Raw genomic sequence first — 18,619 nt, 5'->3', positions numbered from 1 at the left:
AGTGAATACCGGGCCCAATAGCAGATCCCGGCTTGACTGGCCCGGAGCTACACACTTGTAATTTCACTCGTGTCGTTCGGCCGAAATCGATCGCGGCAACATCACGGGGACGCAAAAAGACAGACGAGGGGCGCACATGACCGAGCTGTTCGAACAACTGCTGGTCGAGGACGCGGACGAGGAACTCGGCTGGCAGGAGCGCGCGTTGTGCGCACAGACCGATCCCGAGTCCTTCTTCCCCGAGAAGGGCGGCTCCACCCGGGAGGCAAAGAAGGTATGCCTTGCCTGCGAGGTCCGCTCCGAGTGTCTCGAATACGCCCTGAACAACGACGAGAGATTCGGAATCTGGGGCGGACTTTCCGAGCGCGAACGCCGGCGGCTCAAGAAGGCCGCCGTCTGAACCACCGTCCGACCGGCCGCCCGCTCGTCCGGCCAAACGGTACAACCGTGCCAAGTGAGTACGTAACGAACGGTCCGCCGTCTCTGGGTTGTCCACAGGCTGCGGACCGTCGACATGTCAGCCGTTAGTGTGGGGCCCCGTCCGTGACGCACCAGAGCCCCTACGGGGTGACCCCGGCCGGAGGGCCCGTACCTCAATGTCCGCCACCACAGCCGCGTTTGTTCCGGCAGTCGCCCCCGAGTTCCCGCGGCACGTCGTCACCGCCGTGCTCGTCTCCCACGACGGTGCGCGCTGGCTCCCCGACGCCCTCGCCGGACTGACCAGCCAGGAACGCCCCGTGCAGAACGTCGTCGCGGCCGACACCGGCAGCGCCGACGAGTCCGCCGGGCTGCTCACCGACGCCCTCGGCGCCGACCGCGTACTGCATCTCGCCCGCCGCACCGGCTTCGGCACCGCCGTCGAGGAGGCCGTCCGCACCGTCGGCGTACTCACCACCGAGGACCTGCCGTATCTGAAGCGGCCCAGCGGCTGGGACCCGGTCAGCAGGACCTGGCGCGACGACGCGTACGACATGCCGGAGCTTCCGCACGGCGAACCCGTCCAGTGGCTGTGGCTGCTCCACGACGACTGCGCGCCCGAGCCCGACGCCCTCGCCGAACTGCTGCGCGTCGCCGACTCCGACGCATACGCCGCGATCGTCGGCCCCAAACTGCGTGGCTGGTACGACCGCAGACAGCTCCTCGAGACCGGTGTCTCCATCGCCAACAGCGGACGCCGCTGGACCGGCCTCGACCGCCGTGAACAGGACCAGGGCCAGCACGACCAGGTCCGCTCCGTCCTGTCCGTGTCCTCCGCCGGAATGCTCATCCGCCGGGACGTCTTCGAGGAACTGGGCGGCTTCGACCGGCGGCTGCCGCTCATGCGCGACGACGTCGACCTGTGCTGGCGCGCCCACTCGGCCGGTCACCGCGTCCTGATCGCCCCCGACGCCGTGCTGCGGCACGCGGAGGCCGCCGCCCGCGAGCGCCGCACCGTCGACTGCGCCGGCCGGTCCGTCGCCAGCCCGCACCGCGTCGACAAGGCGGGCGCGGTCTACACACTGCTCACCAACACCCGTGGCATCGCACTGCCGTACGTCCTGCTGCGCATCGTCTTCGGCACCCTGCTGCGCACCCTCGCCTATCTGGTCGGCAAGGTGCCCGGTCAGGCCGTCGACGAGGTGATGGGCCTCTTCGGCGTCCTGCTGCGCCCCGAGCGCATCCTGGCCGGGCGCCGCAGACGCTCCGGTCGGTCGGTCGAGTCCGGTGAACTGCGGCCCCTGTTCCCGCCGCCCGGCGCGACGGTCCGTGCCACGATCGAGCAGGTCGTCTCCAACTTCGGGGGCTCGGACGCGGACTCCGGCGGTTCCCGCCACGGCGCCGCGGAGTCCGGACCCGGCGGCGACGACGCCGACTTCCTGGAGATCGAACAGTTCGCCAGGCTGAAGAAGATCGCCCGCAAGCCGGGCCCGCTCCTCTTCGCCGTGCTGCTCGTCGTCTCCCTCGTGGCCTGCCGCGGACTCTTCGCGGGCGGCGCACTGGCCGGCGGCGCACTGCTGCCCGCCCCCGCGGACATCTCCGACCTGTGGGGCCGGTACGCGGACGGCTGGCACCCCATCGGCACCGGCGGCACCCAGACGGCGCCGCCCTACCTCGCCGTCCTCGCGGTGCTCTCCGCGCTGTTCCTCGGCTCCACCGGTCTCGCACTGACCGTGCTGCTCGTCTGCTCGGTCCCGCTCGCCGGCCTCACCGCGTACTTCGCCTCCCGCCCCATCGTCGAGTCCCGGCTGCTGCGGGCCTGGGCGAGCGTCGCCTACGCCTTCCTGCCCGCCGCCACCGGCGCGCTGGCCACCGGACGCCTGGGCACCGCCGTCCTCGCCGTCGTGCTGCCGCTCATCGCCCGGGCGGCCGTCGCCGCCCACGGGCTGCGCCTGCAGGGCGGCGGCCGCGGCAGCTGGCGGGCCACCTGGGCATACGCACTGCTGCTCACCTTCGCCATGGCCTTCACGCCCGTCGTGTGGCCGATCGCCGTGATCCTCGGCATCGCCGTCCTGGTCCTGCGACGCGGTGACATCACCGCCTACGGGCTGCGTTTCGTCGCGGCCGTCGGCACCCCCGTGCTCGTCCTCGCCCCCTGGTCGCTCTCCCTGCTGACCGACCCCACCGCCTTCTTCCGTGAGGCCGGGGTCGACTACGACGGCGGCGCGGCGAGCGCCGTCGACCTCCTCGGCATCAGCCCCGGCGGGCCCGGAACGGTCGGCGGCATCCTGATGATCGGCATCGTCCTCGCCGCGCTGGGCGCCCTGCTGCGCGAGGAGCGGCAGTTCGCCATCCGCAGCGCCTGGGCGGTCGCGCTCGTCGGCCTGGTCCTCGCCGCCCTCGTCAACGGCTCCGGTGACGGCGGCACCGGCTGGGCGGGACCCGCGACCCTTGTCTACGGCATCGCACTGCTCGCGGCCGCCGTGCTCGGCGCCGAGGGTGGCCGCAGCCGCGTCGCCGCCCAGAGCTTCGGCTGGCGGCAACCGGTCGCCGCCCTGGTCGCGCTGGCCGCCGGCCTGGCTCCCGCCATTGCCGCGGTCAACTGGATGGTCAGCGGCGCGGGCGGCCCGCTCGAGCGGCGCGACCCGGTCCAGGTACCCGCGTTCGTCGCCGAGGAGAGCGACACGCAGGACCAGCCGCGCACCCTGGTGCTCGGCGGCACGTCGTCGGCCAAGGTCTCGTACACCCTCGTACGCGGCTCCGGCAGCCGCCTCGGCGACGCGGAACTCACTGAGGCGGCCGACAGCGACAGCCGCCTCGACAAGATCGTCGCCAACCTCGTCGCGGGCTCCGGCGCGGACCAGACCAGCCAGCTCAGCGGCTATGCGATCCGCTACGTACTGGTGCGCGACGGCGCCCCCCGCGAAACCCGTAACGTCCTCGACGCCACGCCCGGTCTGAGCCGGCTCAGCCAGCTCGACGGCAGCGCACTGTGGCGGGTGGACCGACAGGTCGCCCGCGCCACGATCGTGAGCGGCAAGGAGGAACCGCTGCCGGTGGCCTCCGACGCCGTGGAGGCCCGCGCCGAGATCCCCGTGGGCGGCTCCGGCCGCATCCTGCGCATCGCGGACCGCGCGGACGAGGGCTGGCAGGCCACGCTCGACGGGCAGCCGCTCAAGAAGACCACGGTCGACGGCTGGGCCCAGGGCTTCGAGCTGCCCGCAGAGGGCGGCCGCCTCGAGCTGACGCACGAGGCCCCGGCCACTCACACGGCCTGGATCTGGATCCAGGCGTTCCTCGCACTGGTGCTGGTGGTGCTCGCTCTCCCCGGGCGGCGCCGGGAGATCGACGACGATCTCCCGGACGAGCCGGTCGCGGTACCGGACCAGCCGGTGTCGGGCGAGGGCCGCCGGGCGCGCAGGCTGCGGGCCCAGGCGGAGTCCGAGGCCGCCACGGAGGCGGAAGGCCCCGTGAACGAGCCCGTCCAGCCGGAGCCGGTGCCGGGCCCGCAGGAGGCGGAGCAGCCGGCGCCGTATGCGACGACCGTGCCGCAGCAGCAGGGCGAGTGGGACGCGCAGACGTACACCGACGCCGGCTACGGGACCTCGTACGGCCGGCAGGACTGGTACCAGTACGGCGACGGCCAGGGCTACCCCGAGGGACAGCAGTACGCCGACGGACAGCAGTACGCCGACGGACAGCAGTACGGCGACGGCCAGTACCAGCAGCCGTACCAGGCAGGGGCCTACGGCGACGGCCAGTACCAGCAGCAGGACGGCCAGTATCCGCAGGAGGGGCAGTACGACCCCTACTACGGCGACCCGAACGGTGGCCCGTACCCAGAACCCCCGGCGCAAGCCCCCGGCACGACGCGAGGCGAGTCAGAGTGAAGCGCACGACCATCTCCCTGATCGCGGTCACCACGGCCCTTGCCGCGGTCACCGGCTTCGCATCGCTCACGGCCCCCGACGGTGAGGGCGCGCCGGCGGCCGAGGCCCCGGTACGCCTGCCCGTCGAGCGTTCGAGCCTGCTGTGCCCGGCGCCGAGCAACTCGGACCTGGCAGAGACGCAGTACACGTCCTTCACGCCTGCCGCGAAGAGCGGCGCGGGCCAGGGGTCCGTCGACGAAGGCACCGATGAGGACTCGGCCGAACTCCGGCTGTCCGCGGCCGCGCTGGCCGACAAGGACAAGGCCAAGGACGAGAAGGCCAAGGACGAGAAGGGGAAGGACGAGGACGACGCGAAGAAGCCCGCGTCCGACAAGCCCTTCCTGGCGCTCAAGGAGCCCGGCAAGCCCGTTTCGGCCGAGGAGAGCGGCGGGCAGGCCCCGGCGCTCGTCGGCACGGCCACCGGCAGCCTCGCCCCCGGCTGGACGACGCAGCAGACCACGATGGTGTCCGCGGGCAGCGGCCGCGGCCTCCTCGGTGTCAGCTGCACCGCTCCGGACACCGACTTCTGGTTCCCCGGTGCCTCACTGGCCGACAAGCGCCAGGACTACGTGCACCTGACCAACCCGGACGAGGCCACCGCCGTCGTCGACGTCGAGCTCTACGGCAAGGACGGCGTCCTCAAGAGCACCGTGGCCGAGGGCATCCCCGTCCCCGGCGGAGCCGGCCTCCCGGTTCTGCTGTCGACGCTGACGGGGGACCCGGCCGAGGACGTGACCGTGCACGTCACCACTCGGACGGGCCGGGTCGGCGCCGTCGTACGGTCCGTCGAGGAGAACACGGGCAGCGACTGGCTCACGGCCTCGGCCGACCCGTCAGGCACCACCGTCCTCCCGGGCATCCCGGCCGACGCGACCTCGGTCCAGCTCGTGGCCTTCGCCCCCGGGGACGACGACGCGGAGCTGAAGCTTCAGCTGGCGGGCGCCACCGGCACCATCACCCCGGCCGGTCACGAGACGCTGCACGTCAAGTCCGGAATGACGGCGAGTGTCGATCTGAAGGACGTCACCCGGGGCGAGGCGGGGTCGCTGATCCTCAGCCCCGCGGAGGGCGGCACGGCCACTCCCGTGGTGGCCGCCCTGCGCGTGACGCGCGGCAAGGGCGACGAGAAGGAGATCGCCTTCCTCCCGGCCGCCGCCCCGGTGGGCGAGCGCGCCACGGTCGCCGACAACCGGGCCAAGGGGACCCGGCTGTCACTGACGGCAGCGGGCAAGGACGCGAAGGTGAAGGTGACCGCGTCGGCGGGCACGGAGGGCGGCACCCCGGTCGTCAAGGAGTACACCGTGAAGGCCGGCACGACGACCGCGGTCCCCGCGCCCGTACCGGCCGGCCTCAAGGGCTCGTACGCGCTCACGGTGGAGACGGTGTCGGGCGGGCCCGTCCACGCGTCGCGGATGCTGGAGATCCCGGAGGACGGCATCCCGATGTTCACGGTGCAGACGCTCCCGGACGACCGGGGAACGGTCGCGGTGCCGGAGGCGGAGCAGGACCTCTCGGTGCTGGACGACTGAGGGTCGGCGGGTACGGGACGACGGAGGGCCGACGGGCTCTGGACGGCTGAGACCGACGGGTGCCGGACGACCGGGCCGGCCGGTACCGGACGGCGGGCGGGACGCGTCCGGGGGGTCGGCCAGGGCCGCCACGCGCTGTGCGTCAGTCCTGCCCGTACCGCGGATCGACCGATTCCGGAGCCAGCCCGAGCAGCTCCGCGACCTGCTCGACGACCACTTCGTGAACGAGGAGTGCTCGTTCGTCGCGGCTCTTTGTCCGAATCTCGACGGGCCGGCGATAAATCATGATCCGCGCGGGCCGGTCCTTGGCGGCGGGGACGGCGCTGCCCAGAGGCACCGACTCGTCCGGCGTAACAGGCACCTCCAGCACCATGAAGTCCACGTCCGCCAGCTGTGGCCAGCGCCGCTCCAGCCGCTCCACCGAGTCCTGGACCAGGTCACGGAAGGTCTCGGCGCGGCTGGCCGAGAGCGGTACCTGAGGCGGGGCCACCGGCCCGCGCATACCTCGTCCGTGCCGGTCACGGCGGCGGGGCCTCGGCTCTGCCGGTCGGGGGGGTACAGGACTGTCCATCACTGACGCAGGGTAGCTCTCCGGGGCCGACGGCGATCGACCCGCGGTCGCCGGCCGGAGGTATGTCGCTAATTGAACATTCCGGCCAACGTTGGGCTCGATTCAACGGCTCTCGCGATCGGCGTTCTCGACGCGATTGACCTGATTGACTCCAACTCATGACCGCACGGCGTGTGGCCGTCGCCCGTGTGGTTCTCTTTCCCTGCAGGTCAGGCCAGTTGCTCGAACTGCCGATATGTCCGATGTCACACGACGACACGGGGGAGTGACCGGGTGGAGAGTCGTCGCAGCCCGCTCAAGAGTGCGGTACCGTCCAACGTCGTGAGCCCTGTACGTCGCTGTTCGCGCACCGCGTGCGGCCGCCCTGCCGTCGCGACACTGACGTACGTCTATGCCGACTCGACTGCGGTCCTCGGTCCGCTCGCCACCTACGCCGAGCCCCACTGCTATGACCTGTGTGCCGAACACAGCGAGCGGCTGACGGCGCCGCGCGGCTGGGAGGTCGTACGGCTCACCGACGGCTCGGCCCCCGCCCGCCCCAGCGGCGACGACCTCGAAGCGCTGGCGAACGCGGTGCGCGAGGCGGCACGGCCCCAGGGGCGTACGGCGGAAGCGGGCGGCCCGGGCGGCCGGCGCTCCGCGGACCCGATGGAGGTCGCGCGCCGCGGCCATCTGCGGGTGCTGCGGTCCCCCGACTCCTGAACTGCCGTCCCCCACGCTCCTGACCTCCGTTCACGCTTCTGACCTCCGTTCCCCGGCTCCCGGACACGGTCCACTGGCTCTGCCCTCGGCTCGCTCGGGCGTGGGACGTCACAGGCAGGGTGCCTCCCCCGGGGCGCCGCCGTGCGGGTAGTTTGTGGTGACCACATGGACTTCAGAAGGGTTGGGCCGTGGCTGCTGATCTGTCGCAGATCGTGAAGGCGTACGACGTCCGCGGGGTGGTGCCGGATCAGTGGGACGAGTCGCTCGCGGAACTGTTCGGTGCGGCCTTCGTCGAGGTGACCGCCGCGGACGCGGTCGTGGTCGGCCACGACATGCGGCCGTCCTCGCCCGGCCTGTCGGGCGCGTTCGCTCGTGGCGCCGCGGCACGTGGCGCCGACGTCACCCTCATCGGGCTGTGCTCGACGGACCAGCTGTACTTCGCCTCGGGACACCTCGGGCTGCCGGGGGCCATGTTCACGGCCTCGCACAACCCGGCGCAGTACAACGGCATCAAGATGTGCCGGGCAGGCGCGGCGCCCGTCGGCCAGGACACCGGCCTTGCGGAGATCCGCGAGCTCGTCGAGACCTGGTCCGAGCAGGGCGCGCCCGCCCCGGCGGCGACGCCGGGCAGCGTGACCGAGCGCGACACGCTCACCGACTACGCGGCCCATCTGCTCTCCCTCGTCGACCTGTCCGGCATGCGGCGCCTGAAGGTCGTCGTCGACGCGGGCAACGGTATGGGCGGGCACACGGTCCCCACCGTGTTCGAGTCCCTGCCGCTGACCCTCGTCCCGATGTACTTCGAGCTGGACGGCACCTTCCCCAACCACGAGGCCAACCCGCTCGACCCGGCCAACATCGTCGACCTGCAGGCCCGTGTGCGTGCCGAGGGGGCCGACCTGGGCCTGGCCTTCGACGGCGACGCGGACCGCTGCTTCGTCGTGGACGAGCGGGGCGAAGGCGTCTCCCCCTCGGCGATCACCGCCCTCGTGGCCTCCCGCGAACTCGCCAAGCACTCCGGCGGCACGGTCATCCACAACCTGATCACCTCGTGGTCGGTCCCGGAGGTCGTCCGCGAGAACGGCGGCACCCCGGTGCGCACCCGGGTCGGGCACTCCTTCATCAAGGAGGAGATGGCCCGCACCGGCGCGATCTTCGGCGGTGAGCACTCGGCGCACTACTACTTCCGCGACTTCTGGAACGCCGACACGGGCATGCTCGCCGCCCTCCACGTCCTTGCGGCGCTGGGCTCCCAGGAGGGCACCCTGTCCGACCTGGTCGCGCAGTACGACCGGTACGCGGCCTCCGGCGAGATCAACTCCAAGGTCGCGGACCAGGCGGGCAGCGCGGCGGCGGTGAAGGCCGCGTTCGCCACCCGCGAGGGCGTGGAGGCCGACGAGCTCGACGGGCTGACGGTGACGGCCGCCGACTGGTGGTTCAACCTGCGCGCCTCGAACACGGAGCCGCTGCTGCGACTGAACGTGGAGGCGCGCGACGAGGCCACCATGGCGAAGATCCGCGACGAGGTACTGGCGCTCGTACGGGCCTGAGCCCGACGTACCGGGCGGGGCGGACCACCTCCCCGCCCGTACGCGTGTCCGTGCCCCCGTAACGCGCCCCGCGGTGCTGGGCGGCCCCGTCCGCGCACCGGGCGGGGCTGCCCGGGCCCCGTCCGCGCCGCACCGCGCGCCGTTCGGCGCCGCAGGTCCACGCCGCACCAGAACGAGCCGCATCCCGCCCCCCGGCGGTAGGCTGACGAAGCCTGATCCGCCAGACCGTGACCGTATGTCCGACGCGATCGCCATCGCTCCGTCGGCCTGCGGCATGCCCGAAGGGACACCGCTGTTATGCCGCTCGAAGCCGGCCTCCTGGAGATCCTCGCCTGCCCGGCCTGCCACGCCCCGCTCGACGACCGCACGGCAGCCGACACGCCCGAGCTGATCTGCACCGGCAAGGGCTGCGGCCTCGCCTACCCGGTCAGGGACGGCATCCCCGTCCTGCTCGTCGACGAGGCACGCCGCCCGGCGTGAGGCGGGACGGCGGGAGAGCCGTGCGACGGACGAAGCATCCGGCGCGCGTCTCCCCGGCCGATCGTGACCGGCACGACCGCGTCCCCTGACAACCGCACCACACCCCCGCCCGGGTTCGGCGATCGGAGGCCCACCCCCATGCTCGACGAGTCGCTCCTCGACGCCCCGGACGCCCTGGCCCGTGCCGACCGCCGAGGCCTGTTGCGCGGCGCGGCCGAGGCCGGGGCCCGTGTACGCGCGGCGGCCAGGCACGCCGACGAAGCCGGTATCGCCGGACTCAGCCCCGAGGGACGGCCGCGGGCCGTTCTCGTCGCCGGCCCCGGCACCGCCGCTCTCGGCGTCGCGGACCTGGTCGGCGCCCTCGCCGGCGCCTCCGCGCCCGTCATCCCGCTCCGTCCCACCGGCGTCGCTCACGCGGCCGGAGCCCTGCGCTGGGCCCTGCCCGGCTGGGCAGGCTCGGTCGACCTGCTGCTCCTCGTGACCACCGACGGCAGCGAACCGGGCCTCGCCGTGCTCGCCGAGCAGGCGTACCGGCGCGGTTGCACCGTCGTCGCCGTCGCACCGCGGCGCTCGCCCCTCGCCGAGGCGGTCGACGGCGTCCACGGCCTGGTCGTGCCCATGGCCACCGCGCCGTACGAGGAGGCGTACGAGGAGGCCCAGGCAGCCGCCCCCGGTGCGCTGTGGGCGCTGTTCACCCCGCTGCTGGTGCTCCTCGACCGCGTCGGGCTGCTCGACGCCCCGCCGGAGACACTGGCCAAGGTCGCCGACCGCCTCGACAGCACCGCCGAGCGCTGCGGCCCCGCAGTTGCCACGTACAGCAACCCGGCCAAGACACTGGCCGCGGACCTCGCCGACAGCCTGCCCCTGATCTGGACCGAGGGCGCCGGAGCCGCCCCCGCGGGACGCCGCTTCGCCGCGGTCCTGGCGGAAATCGCCGGCCTGCCCGCGCTCTCCGCCGAACTGCCGGAAGCACTGCCCGCCCACGGCGTTCTCCTCGCCGGCGACTTCGCCGCCGGCGCCGACCCGGACGACTTCTTCCGCGACCGGGTCGACGACCCCCAGGCGCTGCGGGCCCGCGTCGTACTGCTGCGCGACCGCCCGGCCGGCGGTCTCTCGGCGGCCCCCGCCGCCCGCGAGCTGGCACTCAGCCACGACACACCCGTCAGCGAACTCGAACCGGAGGACGGCTCGGAGATCGAGTCGATCGCCGAACTGCTGGCCATCACCGATTTCGCCGCCGTTTACCTGGCCATCGCGGCGTCGGGCGATCATCCCGTCTAGACGCACCCGCCGTCGTACGCACCGACGAAGGACCAAGGAAGATCATGGACCGCCTCGCCAATACCGTGCGCCCCTACGCCTGGGGGTCCACGACCGCCATTCCGGAGCTCCTCGGCGTCGCCCCCACCGGCGAGCCGCAGGCCGAGATGTGGATGGGCGCCCACCCCGTGGCGCCCTCCCGCATCACCCGTGGCGCCGAAGCGGACCGGCCCCTCTCCGAGGTCATCTCCGCCGCGCCCGAACGGGAACTGGGCGAGGCGGCCGTCGCCAAGTTCGGGCCGCGACTGCCCTTCCTCCTCAAGCTCCTCGCGGCAGGCGCACCCCTCTCCCTCCAGGTCCACCCCGACCTCACCCAGGCGAGGGACGGCTACGGAGCCGAGGAGAACGCCGGCGTCCCCCTCGACGCGCCGCACCGCAACTACAAGGACGCCAACCACAAGCCGGAACTGATCTGCGCCCTCACCCCCTTCGACGGGCTGTGCGGCTTCCGTTCCGCCGACGCGGCGGCCGAACTGCTCGCCGGCCTCGACGTCGACTCCCTCAAGCCGTACGTCGACCTCCTGCACGCCCGGCCGGAGGAGGCCGCGCTCCGCGAGGTGCTCACCGCCGTACTGACCGCCGACCCGCAGGACATGGCCGCCACCGTCTCGGAGGCCGCGGCGGCCGCCGAACGGCTTGGCGGCGACTACGCCCCGTACGCGGCGATCGCGCACCACTACCCCGGCGACCCGGGCGTCATCGCGGCCATGCTGCTCAACCACGTACAACTGCAGCCCGGTGAGGCGCTGTTCCTCGGCGCCGGCGTTCCGCACGCCTACCTCGACGGCCTCGGGGTCGAGATCATGGCCAACTCGGACAACGTGCTGCGCTGCGGTCTGACGCCCAAGCATGTGGACGTGCCCGAACTCCTGCGCATCGTGCGGTTCGAGGCGACGGAACCCGGCATCTTGCGCCCTGAGGTGTCACCCTCCGGCGAGGAAATCTACGACACCCCGATCGACGAGTTCCGGCTGTCGCGCTACGTCCTCGCACCCGACGCCGAGCCGCGCGACGTGACGGCGTCCACGCCGCAGATCCTGCTGTGCACGGCGGGCAGCGTCACCGCCGGTGAACTGACCCTGGCACCGGGCGAGTCGGCGTTCGTTCCCGCCGGTGAGAGCGCGCAGATCTCGGACGCGGGCGGCGGCGCCGGTACCGTCTTCCGCGCAACAGTGGTCGCCTGAGTCCGGTGGTCCGAGACGCACCGCACGGGGTGCTGCAACAATGGCGCACCGCAGAGGCCGGGCACAGGACCGGCCGGCGTACGTAGGAAGGGACATCCGGCAAGCATGAGCGCGTCAGGCGGTACCAAGGCGATCGTGGCGGCACTCGCCGCCAACCTCGCAATCGCGGTGGCCAAATTCGTGGCGTTCCTGTTCAGCGGTTCGTCGTCGATGCTTGCGGAGAGCGTCCACTCGCTGGCGGACTCGGGCAACCAGGGCCTGCTCCTCGTGGGCGGCAAGAAGGCCAAGCGCGAGGCGACGCCGCAACACCCCTTCGGATACGGGCGCGAGCGCTACATCTACGCGTTCCTCGTCTCCATCGTGCTCTTCTCCGTCGGTGGCATGTTCGCCATCTACGAGGGCTACGAGAAGATCAAGCACCCGCACGAGATCGAGGCCTGGTACTGGCCCGTCGGCGTCCTCGTCTTCGCGATCATCGCCGAGACCTTCTCGTTCCGTACCGCCATCAAGGAGTCCAACGCGGTCCGCGGCAAGCTGACCTGGACGCAGTTCGTGCGCCGGGCGAAGGCCCCCGAGCTGCCGGTCGTGCTCCTCGAGGACCTCGGCGCGCTGGTCGGTCTGATCCTCGCGCTCGTCGGCGTCAGCCTGGCGCTGGTCACCGGCAACGGCGTCTGGGACGGCATCGGCACCCTCTGCATCGGCGTCCTGCTGATCCTGATCGCGATCGTGCTCGCCGCCGAGACCAAGTCGCTGCTGCTCGGCGAGGCCGCAGGCACGGAGGACATCGAGAAGATCCAGGCAGCCACCGTCGACGGTGAGACGGTCACGCGCATCATCCACATGCGCACGCTCCACCTCGGGCCGGAGGAGCTGCTGGTCGCGGCGAAGATCGCCGTCGAGCGGCACGAGACGGCCGACGAGGTCGCGCAGGCGATCAACGCCGCGGAGGACCGCATCCGCGCGGCCGTGCCGATCGCACGCGTCATCTACCTGGAGCCGGACATCTACAACGAGGCGGAAGTGACGCCCGGGACGGATCCGGCGAAGCCCTCCCCGGGCGGCTCGGGTCACTGAGCGCGCAACGACTGAGGGAAGGCCCCGGACCATGTCGGTCCGGGGCCTTCCTCGTTGCCTACGGAGCCTCTTTCCCGTTACGCCGCCGCGGACCGCCCGGTCAGGGGTACGGAACCGGGGGCGGAACGGGAACGGGAGGCGGAACCGGGCGCCGGCGCCCCGCCAGCCCACCGGCGAGCCAGAGCCCCGCCCCGGTCAGGCCGGCGACGCCCCCCAACGCGGCGGTGAGGCCGAGCACCACCGGCACCGTGACGTCGTCGAGGATCCGGCCGTACACGGACGTCGCGGCCACCGTCCCCCCGCCGTACTCGTCCTGGAAGAAGCGTGAGTCCCGGGAGTTGCCGCGATCGTCCCCGAGCAGGAGCAGCCGGCCCTGCGGCACGGTGATGTCGAACGGCATCCCGCCGACCGCGTCGCCCCGCCGCACGTACGGCTCCGGCAGCGGCTTGCCGTTGAGAAGGAGCGGGCCGCCTTGCGCACTGCCCACCACATGGTCCCCGCCGACACCGATGACGCGCTGCACCACCGGATGCCCGTCGTAACGGCCCGTCATGCGGTAGAGCACGACGTCCCCGCGCCGCACACGGCCGTCGTCGAGCTTCTCGAAGACGATCCTGTCGCCGGCGCCGTAGGCCGGCTGCATAGAGTCGGAGCGCGTCGTCACGCCGCCGTACCCGGACAGGAACATCAGCAGTGCCCCCGCGAACAGCAGGACACCCGGCGGTGTGAGCACCCACCCCGCGATCCGCAGCCCACGCTCCGGTCTGCCTGATCCCATTGCCACCCCTTACGTACCCGGTCCGCACGGGAGGAAGGCCGTGCGGGCGCCGCACACATGCGATGTGCGGCGCCCGCACCCTAAGGGACCGGGGCGGGCGTGGACCGACCGCCCGCCCCTGCCGACCGTCACCGGATGCCGCGCGACGGGCTGCCGCCGGTCCTCGCGGGGCTGCTGCCCAATTTCGCGGGTCCGGCCACCGGTTCTCGCGGGGCTGCTGCCGGTTCTTGCGGATCCGACTACCGGACCTCGCGCAGCACGGAGAGGACCGCGGTCTCGTCCGGCGCCGCCATCAGGCGCTCCCGGAACTCCGTGTCCATGAGCTTGCGCGACAGCATGGCGAGGATCCGCAGGTGCTCGTCGCCCGCGGCCGCCTCCGGCACCGTGATCATGAAGATCAGCCTGGCCCTGGTGCCGTCCGGGGAACCCCACTCCACGCCCTGCGCGGACCGGGCGAAACCGACGACCGGCGACGTGACGGCATCGGACTTGGCATGGGGGACGGCGATCTCCTCGCCGAGTCCCGTGGTGCCCTGCTCCTCGCGCGCGAGCGCGGCCCGCACCAGTGCCTCGGGGTCCGCGACCTTGCCGGTGGTGGCGAGCATCGCCGCCATCTCGCGGATGGCGGCGTCCTTGTCGTCGGCCTCGAGCCGCACCTTCACGGTCTGCGCGGTCAGGTAGCCGGAGAGGACCTCCTCGTCGAGGGTCTCCTCTTCGGTCGGCGCGGTCGGCGCGGTCGGCGCGGCCGGAGCGGTCGGGGCGGCGGGGGCCTGGCCCGCGCCCGCCTCCCGTACGTTTCGGGTGTCTTCCGCGTCGGGTCCTGCTGCTGCCGGTCCTGCTGCCCCCGCTCCCACGAGCACCGGCTCGCGGACAGGCGTGAGCGCGTCGCTGCCCCGCCCCCTGATGCCGATCAGCGCATTGGTGGTGATCGCGGTGACCACGGTGCCGGCGGCGACCGCCAGGAAGAACATGGGCACCCCGCCGACCGCGCCCAGTACCGCCACGACGGGCCCGCCGTGCGGAACCGCGTCCTCGACACCGGCCATGCCCGCGATCGCGCCGGCGACGGCACCGCCGAGCATGTTCGCCGGGATGACCTGTGCGGGCCGGGCGGCCGCGAACGGGATAGCGCCCTCGGAGATGCCGAACATGCCCATGAAGAGCGCGGCCATACCCGTCTCGCGCTCCTGCTCGGAGTACAGCTTGCGGCGCATCAGCGTGGCGAGGCCCTGCCCCAGCGGCATGACCGGGATGGCGGCGGCGCACATGCCCATCACCGTCTGGTTGCCGGTCGCGATGAGACCCGCGCCGAACAGGAACGCCGTCTTGTTGACGGGGCCGCCCATGTCGAAGGCGATCATCAGGCCGAGGAGCGCGCCGAGCAGGATCGCACTCGTGCCCGTCATACCGCTGAGCCAGTCGGTGAGGTGGGTGAACACCCATGAGATCGGCTTGCCGATGACGAGTATGAAGAAGAGTCCGAGCGCCGTCGTGGCCACGATCGGAATGACGATGATCGGCATGATCGGCTGGGCGAACCTGGGGACCTTGACCTTCTTGATCCACAGCACCAGATAACCGGCCAGGAAACCGGTGACGATGGCACCGATGAAGCCGGCACCCGCCTCGGAGCCGTACAACGCGCCGTTGTTGGCGATCCAGCCACCGATCATGCCGGGCACCAGGGCCGGGCGGTCCGCGATCGCGTAGGCGATGTAGCCGGACAGGATCGGGATCATGAGCTGGAAGCCGATCTCGCCGATCTTGAAGACGTCCTCCCAGAACGACCATTCCGGTATGGCGTAGCCCGTGGCCGTCGCCTCCCCGCCCAGTGCCAGCGAGACGGCGATGAGCAGCCCGCCCACGACCACGAAGGGGATCATGTACGAGACGCCGTTCATCAGGGCCTTGTACGTGACGCTGCGTTCCTTGCCGCCGCTTCCGCCGCTGCCTCCGCTCACGCCCTTCGCGCCCCGCGCCGGTCCGGCCGTGCCGTCGCCACTGCCGCCTTCCGCGAGGTGCACCAGTGCGTTCCGCACCCGCTCGATCAGCTGCTCGGGATGGCGGATGCCCTCGGCGACACCGACGGCCAGCACCTTCTTCCCCTCGAAGCGGCTGCGGTCGACGTCCTTGTCGGCGGCGATGATGATGCCGTCAGCGTCGCTGACATCGTTGTCAGAGAGCATGTTCTCGACGCCGATGGATCCTTGGGTCTCCACCTTCATCTCGACACCGAGCGCCTCCGCGGCCTGCGTCAGCTTCTCCGCGGCCATATACGTATGGGCGATGCCTGTCGGACAGGCCGTCACCGCGAGCAACTTCACCTTCCGCTGCCCGCTCTCCGGACTCGTCACGTGGTTCTCCTGACGTTCGTCCCGCAGATCGTGCAGGTGCCCCGACCCCTCGGCAGGATGTCGCAGCATCGTGCCAACAGATTCCGGCCATGTCCAACGCCCGTACCCCCGCCGACCTGCCGCGACGCGCCGTCAGGACGGCCTCGGCAGACTGGCTCGAATGAGAGCCCGGGCGGGCTGGGGTCGGCTGGGCCGATCGGTGTAGATTCGTCACCAGTCAGACGTCGCTGCTGATGGCGGTCGGGCGGTCCCGCGCGGGCCGACCGAGGGAGAGAGGGCCTCCGACGGACTGTCCTGCGGGCTCCCGGGCATTCGTATGCCGTGTTCCGTGCCGCATCGCCTGTGCGGTGCGACGCGGAGGTGTACGTCCAGGCCGCCGCAGAGCCAGCCGTAACCACCTCGACCCGAACCACGAGGAGCAGCTCGCATGCCGACTGTCGCCAATGGCCAGGACTTCAAGGTCGCCGACCTTTCCCTCGCCCCCTTCGGCCGCAAAGAGATCACTCTGGCCGAGCACGAGATGCCCGGCCTGATGTCGATCCGCAAGGAGTACGCCGCCGCGCAGCCCCTCGCCGGCGCGCGCATCACCGGCTCCCTGCACATGACGGTGCAGACCGCCGTCCTCATCGAGACCCTCGTCGCGCTGGGCGCCGAGGTCCGCTGGGCCTCCTGCAACATCTTCTCCACCCAGGACCACGCCGCCGCGGCCATCGCCGTCGGCCCGAACGGCACTCCCGAGAACCCGCAGGGCGTTCCGGTGTTCGCCTGGAAGGGCGAGACGCTGGAGGAGTACTGGTGGTGCACCGAGCAGGCGCTGACCTGGCCGAACACCGCCACCGGCGGCCCCAACATGATCCTGGACGACGGTGGTGACGCCACCCTCCTGGTCCACAAGGGCGTCGAGTTCGAGAAGGCGGGTGCGGCCCCCGACCCCTCGACCGCGGACAGCGAGGAGTACGGCTACATCCTGCAGCTGCTGAACCGCACGCTGACCGAGGACCCGCAGAAGTGGACGCAGCTGTCGTCCGAGATCCGCGGCGTCACGGAGGAGACCACCACCGGTGTCCACCGTCTGTACGAGATGCACCGCGACGGGACGCTGCTGTTCCCGGCGATCAATGTGAACGACGCGGTGACGAAGTCGAAGTTCGACAACAAGTACGGCTGCCGCCACTCGCTGATCGACGGCATCAACCGCGCCACCGACGTCCTGATCGGCGGCAAGACCGCGGTCGTGTGCGGCTACGGCGACGTCGGCAAGGGCTGCGCGGAGTCGCTGCGCGGCCAGGGCGCCCGGGTGATCGTCACGGAGATCGACCCGATCTGCGCGCTGCAGGCGGCGATGGACGGCTACCAGGTCACCACGCTGGACGAGGTGGTGGAGACGGCCGACATCTTCATCACGACGACTGGCAACAAGGACATCATCATGGCCTCGGACATGGCCAGGATGAAGCACCAGGCCATCGTGGGGAACATCGGCCACTTCGACAACGAGATCGACATGGCCGGCCTCGCCCAGATTCCCGGCATCGTCAAGGACGAGGTCAAGCCGCAGGTCCACACCTGGACATTCGCCGACGGCAAGGTCCTGATCGTCCTGTCCGAGGGCCGCCTGCTCAACCTGGGCAACGCCACCGGCCACCCCTCGTTCGTGATGTCCAACTCCTTCGCGGACCAGACCCTGGCCCAGATCGAGCTGTTCACGAAGCCGCAGGAGTACCCCACCGACGTCTACGTGCTCCCCAAGCACCTGGACGAGAAGGTCGCCCGCCTCCACCTCGACGCACTCGGTGTCAAGCTCACCACCCTGCGTCCGGAGCAGGCCTCCTACATCGGTGTCGAGGTCGACGGCCCGTACAAGCCCGACCACTACCGCTACTGATCGCCACGGCCCGGCGTCCGAGCAGGCGCCGGCAGGTCCGAGCCCGAGCAGGCACCGGGCAGTCCAGGGCCTGAGCGGGCTCTGGGCGGTCACACCGAGCAAGGTGTGCACCCGAGCAGTACCAGGCAGGCCCCCGCACCCCCGTGTCGGGGGCCTGCCCCGTACCCTCCTCGAACGGCTTCGGCTGACGCCTCACCGCACAAGGACACCTACGCCCCCATGCCCCGCGGCCGCTATTCGCTCCACGATCCGCACGATCGCACCCCCCTCGGCGAAGAACACTTCCAGTGCGCCCCCGGCCCTTCAGGCTGGCGTTACGTCTCCCGAACCACCACGCCCTCCGGCGTCGACGCCGGCTCCCTCGACCTGGCCCTCGACGAACTGGGCCGCCCCGTCCGGCTCGAACTCCACGCATTCGACTGGCAGATCCGCGGTGCGGCGATCGACGGCGTCACCTGGGTCCGCACCGACCCCACCGGCATCGACGCCCGAGAAGGCAACGCCCCCGCCCACGCCTTCACCGGCACCTCCCCGGCCTTCCTCGTCGCAACTGCCCGTCTGCTGCGCCTCGCACCCGGCGCTCCCGCCACCCGCGTCCGCCTAGTCGCCTTCACCGATCCCGTACTCGCGCCCCTGACCGTCGACCAGTCGTGGGCGCTGATCAACAGTGAAGCGCACACCACTGACAACGGCCTTCTCACAGTGGACGAATACCAGGTCAGCGCCTTGGACACGGGCGAGCAGCATGCCGTTCACATCGCCGGGGACGTGGTCCTCGCGGCTCCCGGCATCGAACTCGAGGACCTCGAGAGCCCACCCTCGACCTTCCGCTGACCCGGCGACCTC

14 protein-coding genes are annotated in these 18,619 nt (G+C 71.6%); 11 read left to right on the top strand and 3 right to left on the bottom strand.

The annotated features are described in order from the left end of the window. Window positions 1–136 precede the first annotated feature (136 nt). The 3 genes from OGH68_RS13805 (at window position 137) to OGH68_RS13795 (ending at window position 5,875) form a co-directional block, all read left to right on the top strand. Window positions 137–400: a WhiB family transcriptional regulator gene (locus OGH68_RS13805; protein ID WP_053557226.1), complete on the top strand. Its 264-nt coding sequence runs from the start codon at window positions 137–139 to the stop codon at window positions 398–400. A 196-nt stretch (window positions 401–596) separates the two neighbouring features. Continuing rightward, window positions 597–4,307, top strand: coding sequence for a glycosyltransferase family 2 protein (locus OGH68_RS13800; RefSeq protein ID WP_264243915.1), 3,711 nt, complete (start codon window positions 597–599; stop codon window positions 4,305–4,307). After that, entirely contained in the window at window positions 4,304–5,875 is a 1,572-nt protein-coding gene (locus OGH68_RS13795) for a DUF5719 family protein (protein ID WP_264243913.1), read from the top strand. The genes OGH68_RS13800 and OGH68_RS13795 overlap by 4 nt, the downstream gene beginning before the upstream one ends. Window positions 5,876–6,017: 142 nt before the next feature. On the opposite strand, the gene OGH68_RS13790 is transcribed toward OGH68_RS13795, so the two are convergent. After that, entirely contained in the window at window positions 6,018–6,446 is a 429-nt protein-coding gene (locus tag OGH68_RS13790) for a metallopeptidase family protein (protein ID WP_264243911.1), read from the bottom strand. A gap of 273 nt (window positions 6,447–6,719) precedes the next feature. Between OGH68_RS13790 and OGH68_RS13785 the strand changes: the two genes are divergently transcribed. The 6 genes from OGH68_RS13785 to OGH68_RS13760 all read left to right on the top strand — a co-directional run bounded on the left by OGH68_RS13785 (window position 6,720) and on the right by OGH68_RS13760 (window position 12,756). After that, window positions 6,720–7,148 carry a DUF3499 domain-containing protein gene (locus tag OGH68_RS13785; RefSeq protein WP_264243910.1) on the top strand — a complete coding sequence of 143 codons (429 nt, stop codon included), beginning with the start codon at window positions 6,720–6,722 and terminating at the stop codon, window positions 7,146–7,148. A 188-nt stretch (window positions 7,149–7,336) separates the two neighbouring features. Beyond that, complete coding sequence (locus OGH68_RS13780; protein WP_264243907.1) at window positions 7,337–8,698, top strand: phosphomannomutase/phosphoglucomutase; 1,362 nt, start codon at window positions 7,337–7,339, stop codon at window positions 8,696–8,698. Between the two features lie 297 nt (window positions 8,699–8,995). Further along, window positions 8,996–9,178 (top strand): Trm112 family protein, encoded by a 183-nt coding sequence (locus OGH68_RS13775; RefSeq protein ID WP_264243905.1) that lies wholly within the window; start codon window positions 8,996–8,998, stop codon window positions 9,176–9,178. Between the two features lie 138 nt (window positions 9,179–9,316). Then, on the top strand, window positions 9,317–10,459 hold the full coding sequence (locus OGH68_RS13770) for an SIS domain-containing protein (RefSeq protein ID WP_264243903.1): 1,143 nt from the start codon (window positions 9,317–9,319) through the stop codon (window positions 10,457–10,459). Window positions 10,460–10,503: 44 nt separating this feature from the next. After that, entirely contained in the window at window positions 10,504–11,682 is a 1,179-nt protein-coding gene (gene manA, locus OGH68_RS13765; protein WP_264243900.1) for a mannose-6-phosphate isomerase, class I, read from the top strand. Between the two features lie 105 nt (window positions 11,683–11,787). Beyond that, a complete protein-coding gene (locus OGH68_RS13760) occupies window positions 11,788–12,756 on the top strand; it encodes a cation diffusion facilitator family transporter (RefSeq protein ID WP_264243898.1) in 969 nt (322 codons plus the stop codon). Between the two features lie 100 nt (window positions 12,757–12,856). Here OGH68_RS13760 and lepB read toward each other — a convergent pair whose 3' ends face one another. Together lepB and OGH68_RS13750 are read right to left on the bottom strand one after the other, a co-directional pair. Further along, on the bottom strand, window positions 12,857–13,534 hold the full coding sequence (lepB, locus tag OGH68_RS13755; RefSeq protein WP_264243896.1) for a signal peptidase I: 678 nt from the start codon (window positions 13,532–13,534) through the stop codon (window positions 12,857–12,859). 239 nt (window positions 13,535–13,773) lie between these two features. After that, complete coding sequence (locus OGH68_RS13750) at window positions 13,774–15,807, bottom strand: fructose-specific PTS transporter subunit EIIC (RefSeq protein ID WP_319020273.1); 2,034 nt, start codon at window positions 15,805–15,807, stop codon at window positions 13,774–13,776. Between the two features lie 508 nt (window positions 15,808–16,315). Here OGH68_RS13750 and ahcY point away from each other — a divergent pair. Both ahcY and OGH68_RS13740 read left to right on the top strand, forming a co-directional pair. Beyond that, window positions 16,316–17,773 (top strand): adenosylhomocysteinase, encoded by a 1,458-nt coding sequence (gene ahcY / locus OGH68_RS13745; RefSeq protein ID WP_264243895.1) that lies wholly within the window; start codon window positions 16,316–16,318, stop codon window positions 17,771–17,773. A gap of 219 nt (window positions 17,774–17,992) precedes the next feature. Further along, complete coding sequence (locus OGH68_RS13740) at window positions 17,993–18,607, top strand: hypothetical protein (protein ID WP_264243892.1); 615 nt, start codon at window positions 17,993–17,995, stop codon at window positions 18,605–18,607. Window positions 18,608–18,619 lie beyond the last annotated feature (12 nt).

It is taken from the genome of Streptomyces peucetius (genome assembly GCF_025854275.1).
Lineage (GTDB): Bacteria > Actinomycetota > Actinomycetes > Streptomycetales > Streptomycetaceae > Streptomyces > Streptomyces peucetius_A.
Note: the sequence above shows the minus strand (reverse complement) of the source record. Positions and strands in the feature narration are given on the sequence as shown.

Coding starts and splice junctions, on each gene's coding strand:
- ahcY (WP_264243895.1), top strand. CDS start 16,316: ATGCCGACTGTCGCCAATGGCCAGGACTTCAAGGTCGCCGACCTTTCC.
- OGH68_RS13775 (WP_264243905.1), top strand. CDS start 8,996: ATGCCGCTCGAAGCCGGCCTCCTGGAGATCCTCGCCTGCCCGGCCTGC.
- lepB (WP_264243896.1), bottom strand. CDS start 13,534: ATGGGATCAGGCAGACCGGAGCGTGGGCTGCGGATCGCGGGGTGGGTG.
- OGH68_RS13800 (WP_264243915.1), top strand. CDS start 597: ATGTCCGCCACCACAGCCGCGTTTGTTCCGGCAGTCGCCCCCGAGTTC.
- manA (WP_264243900.1), top strand. CDS start 10,504: ATGGACCGCCTCGCCAATACCGTGCGCCCCTACGCCTGGGGGTCCACG.
- OGH68_RS13740 (WP_264243892.1), top strand. CDS start 17,993: ATGCCCCGCGGCCGCTATTCGCTCCACGATCCGCACGATCGCACCCCC.
- OGH68_RS13805 (WP_053557226.1), top strand. CDS start 137: ATGACCGAGCTGTTCGAACAACTGCTGGTCGAGGACGCGGACGAGGAA.
- OGH68_RS13760 (WP_264243898.1), top strand. CDS start 11,788: ATGAGCGCGTCAGGCGGTACCAAGGCGATCGTGGCGGCACTCGCCGCC.
- OGH68_RS13770 (WP_264243903.1), top strand. CDS start 9,317: ATGCTCGACGAGTCGCTCCTCGACGCCCCGGACGCCCTGGCCCGTGCC.
- OGH68_RS13790 (WP_264243911.1), bottom strand. CDS start 6,446: ATGGACAGTCCTGTACCCCCCCGACCGGCAGAGCCGAGGCCCCGCCGC.
- OGH68_RS13750 (WP_319020273.1), bottom strand. CDS start 15,807: ATGGCCGCGGAGAAGCTGACGCAGGCCGCGGAGGCGCTCGGTGTCGAG.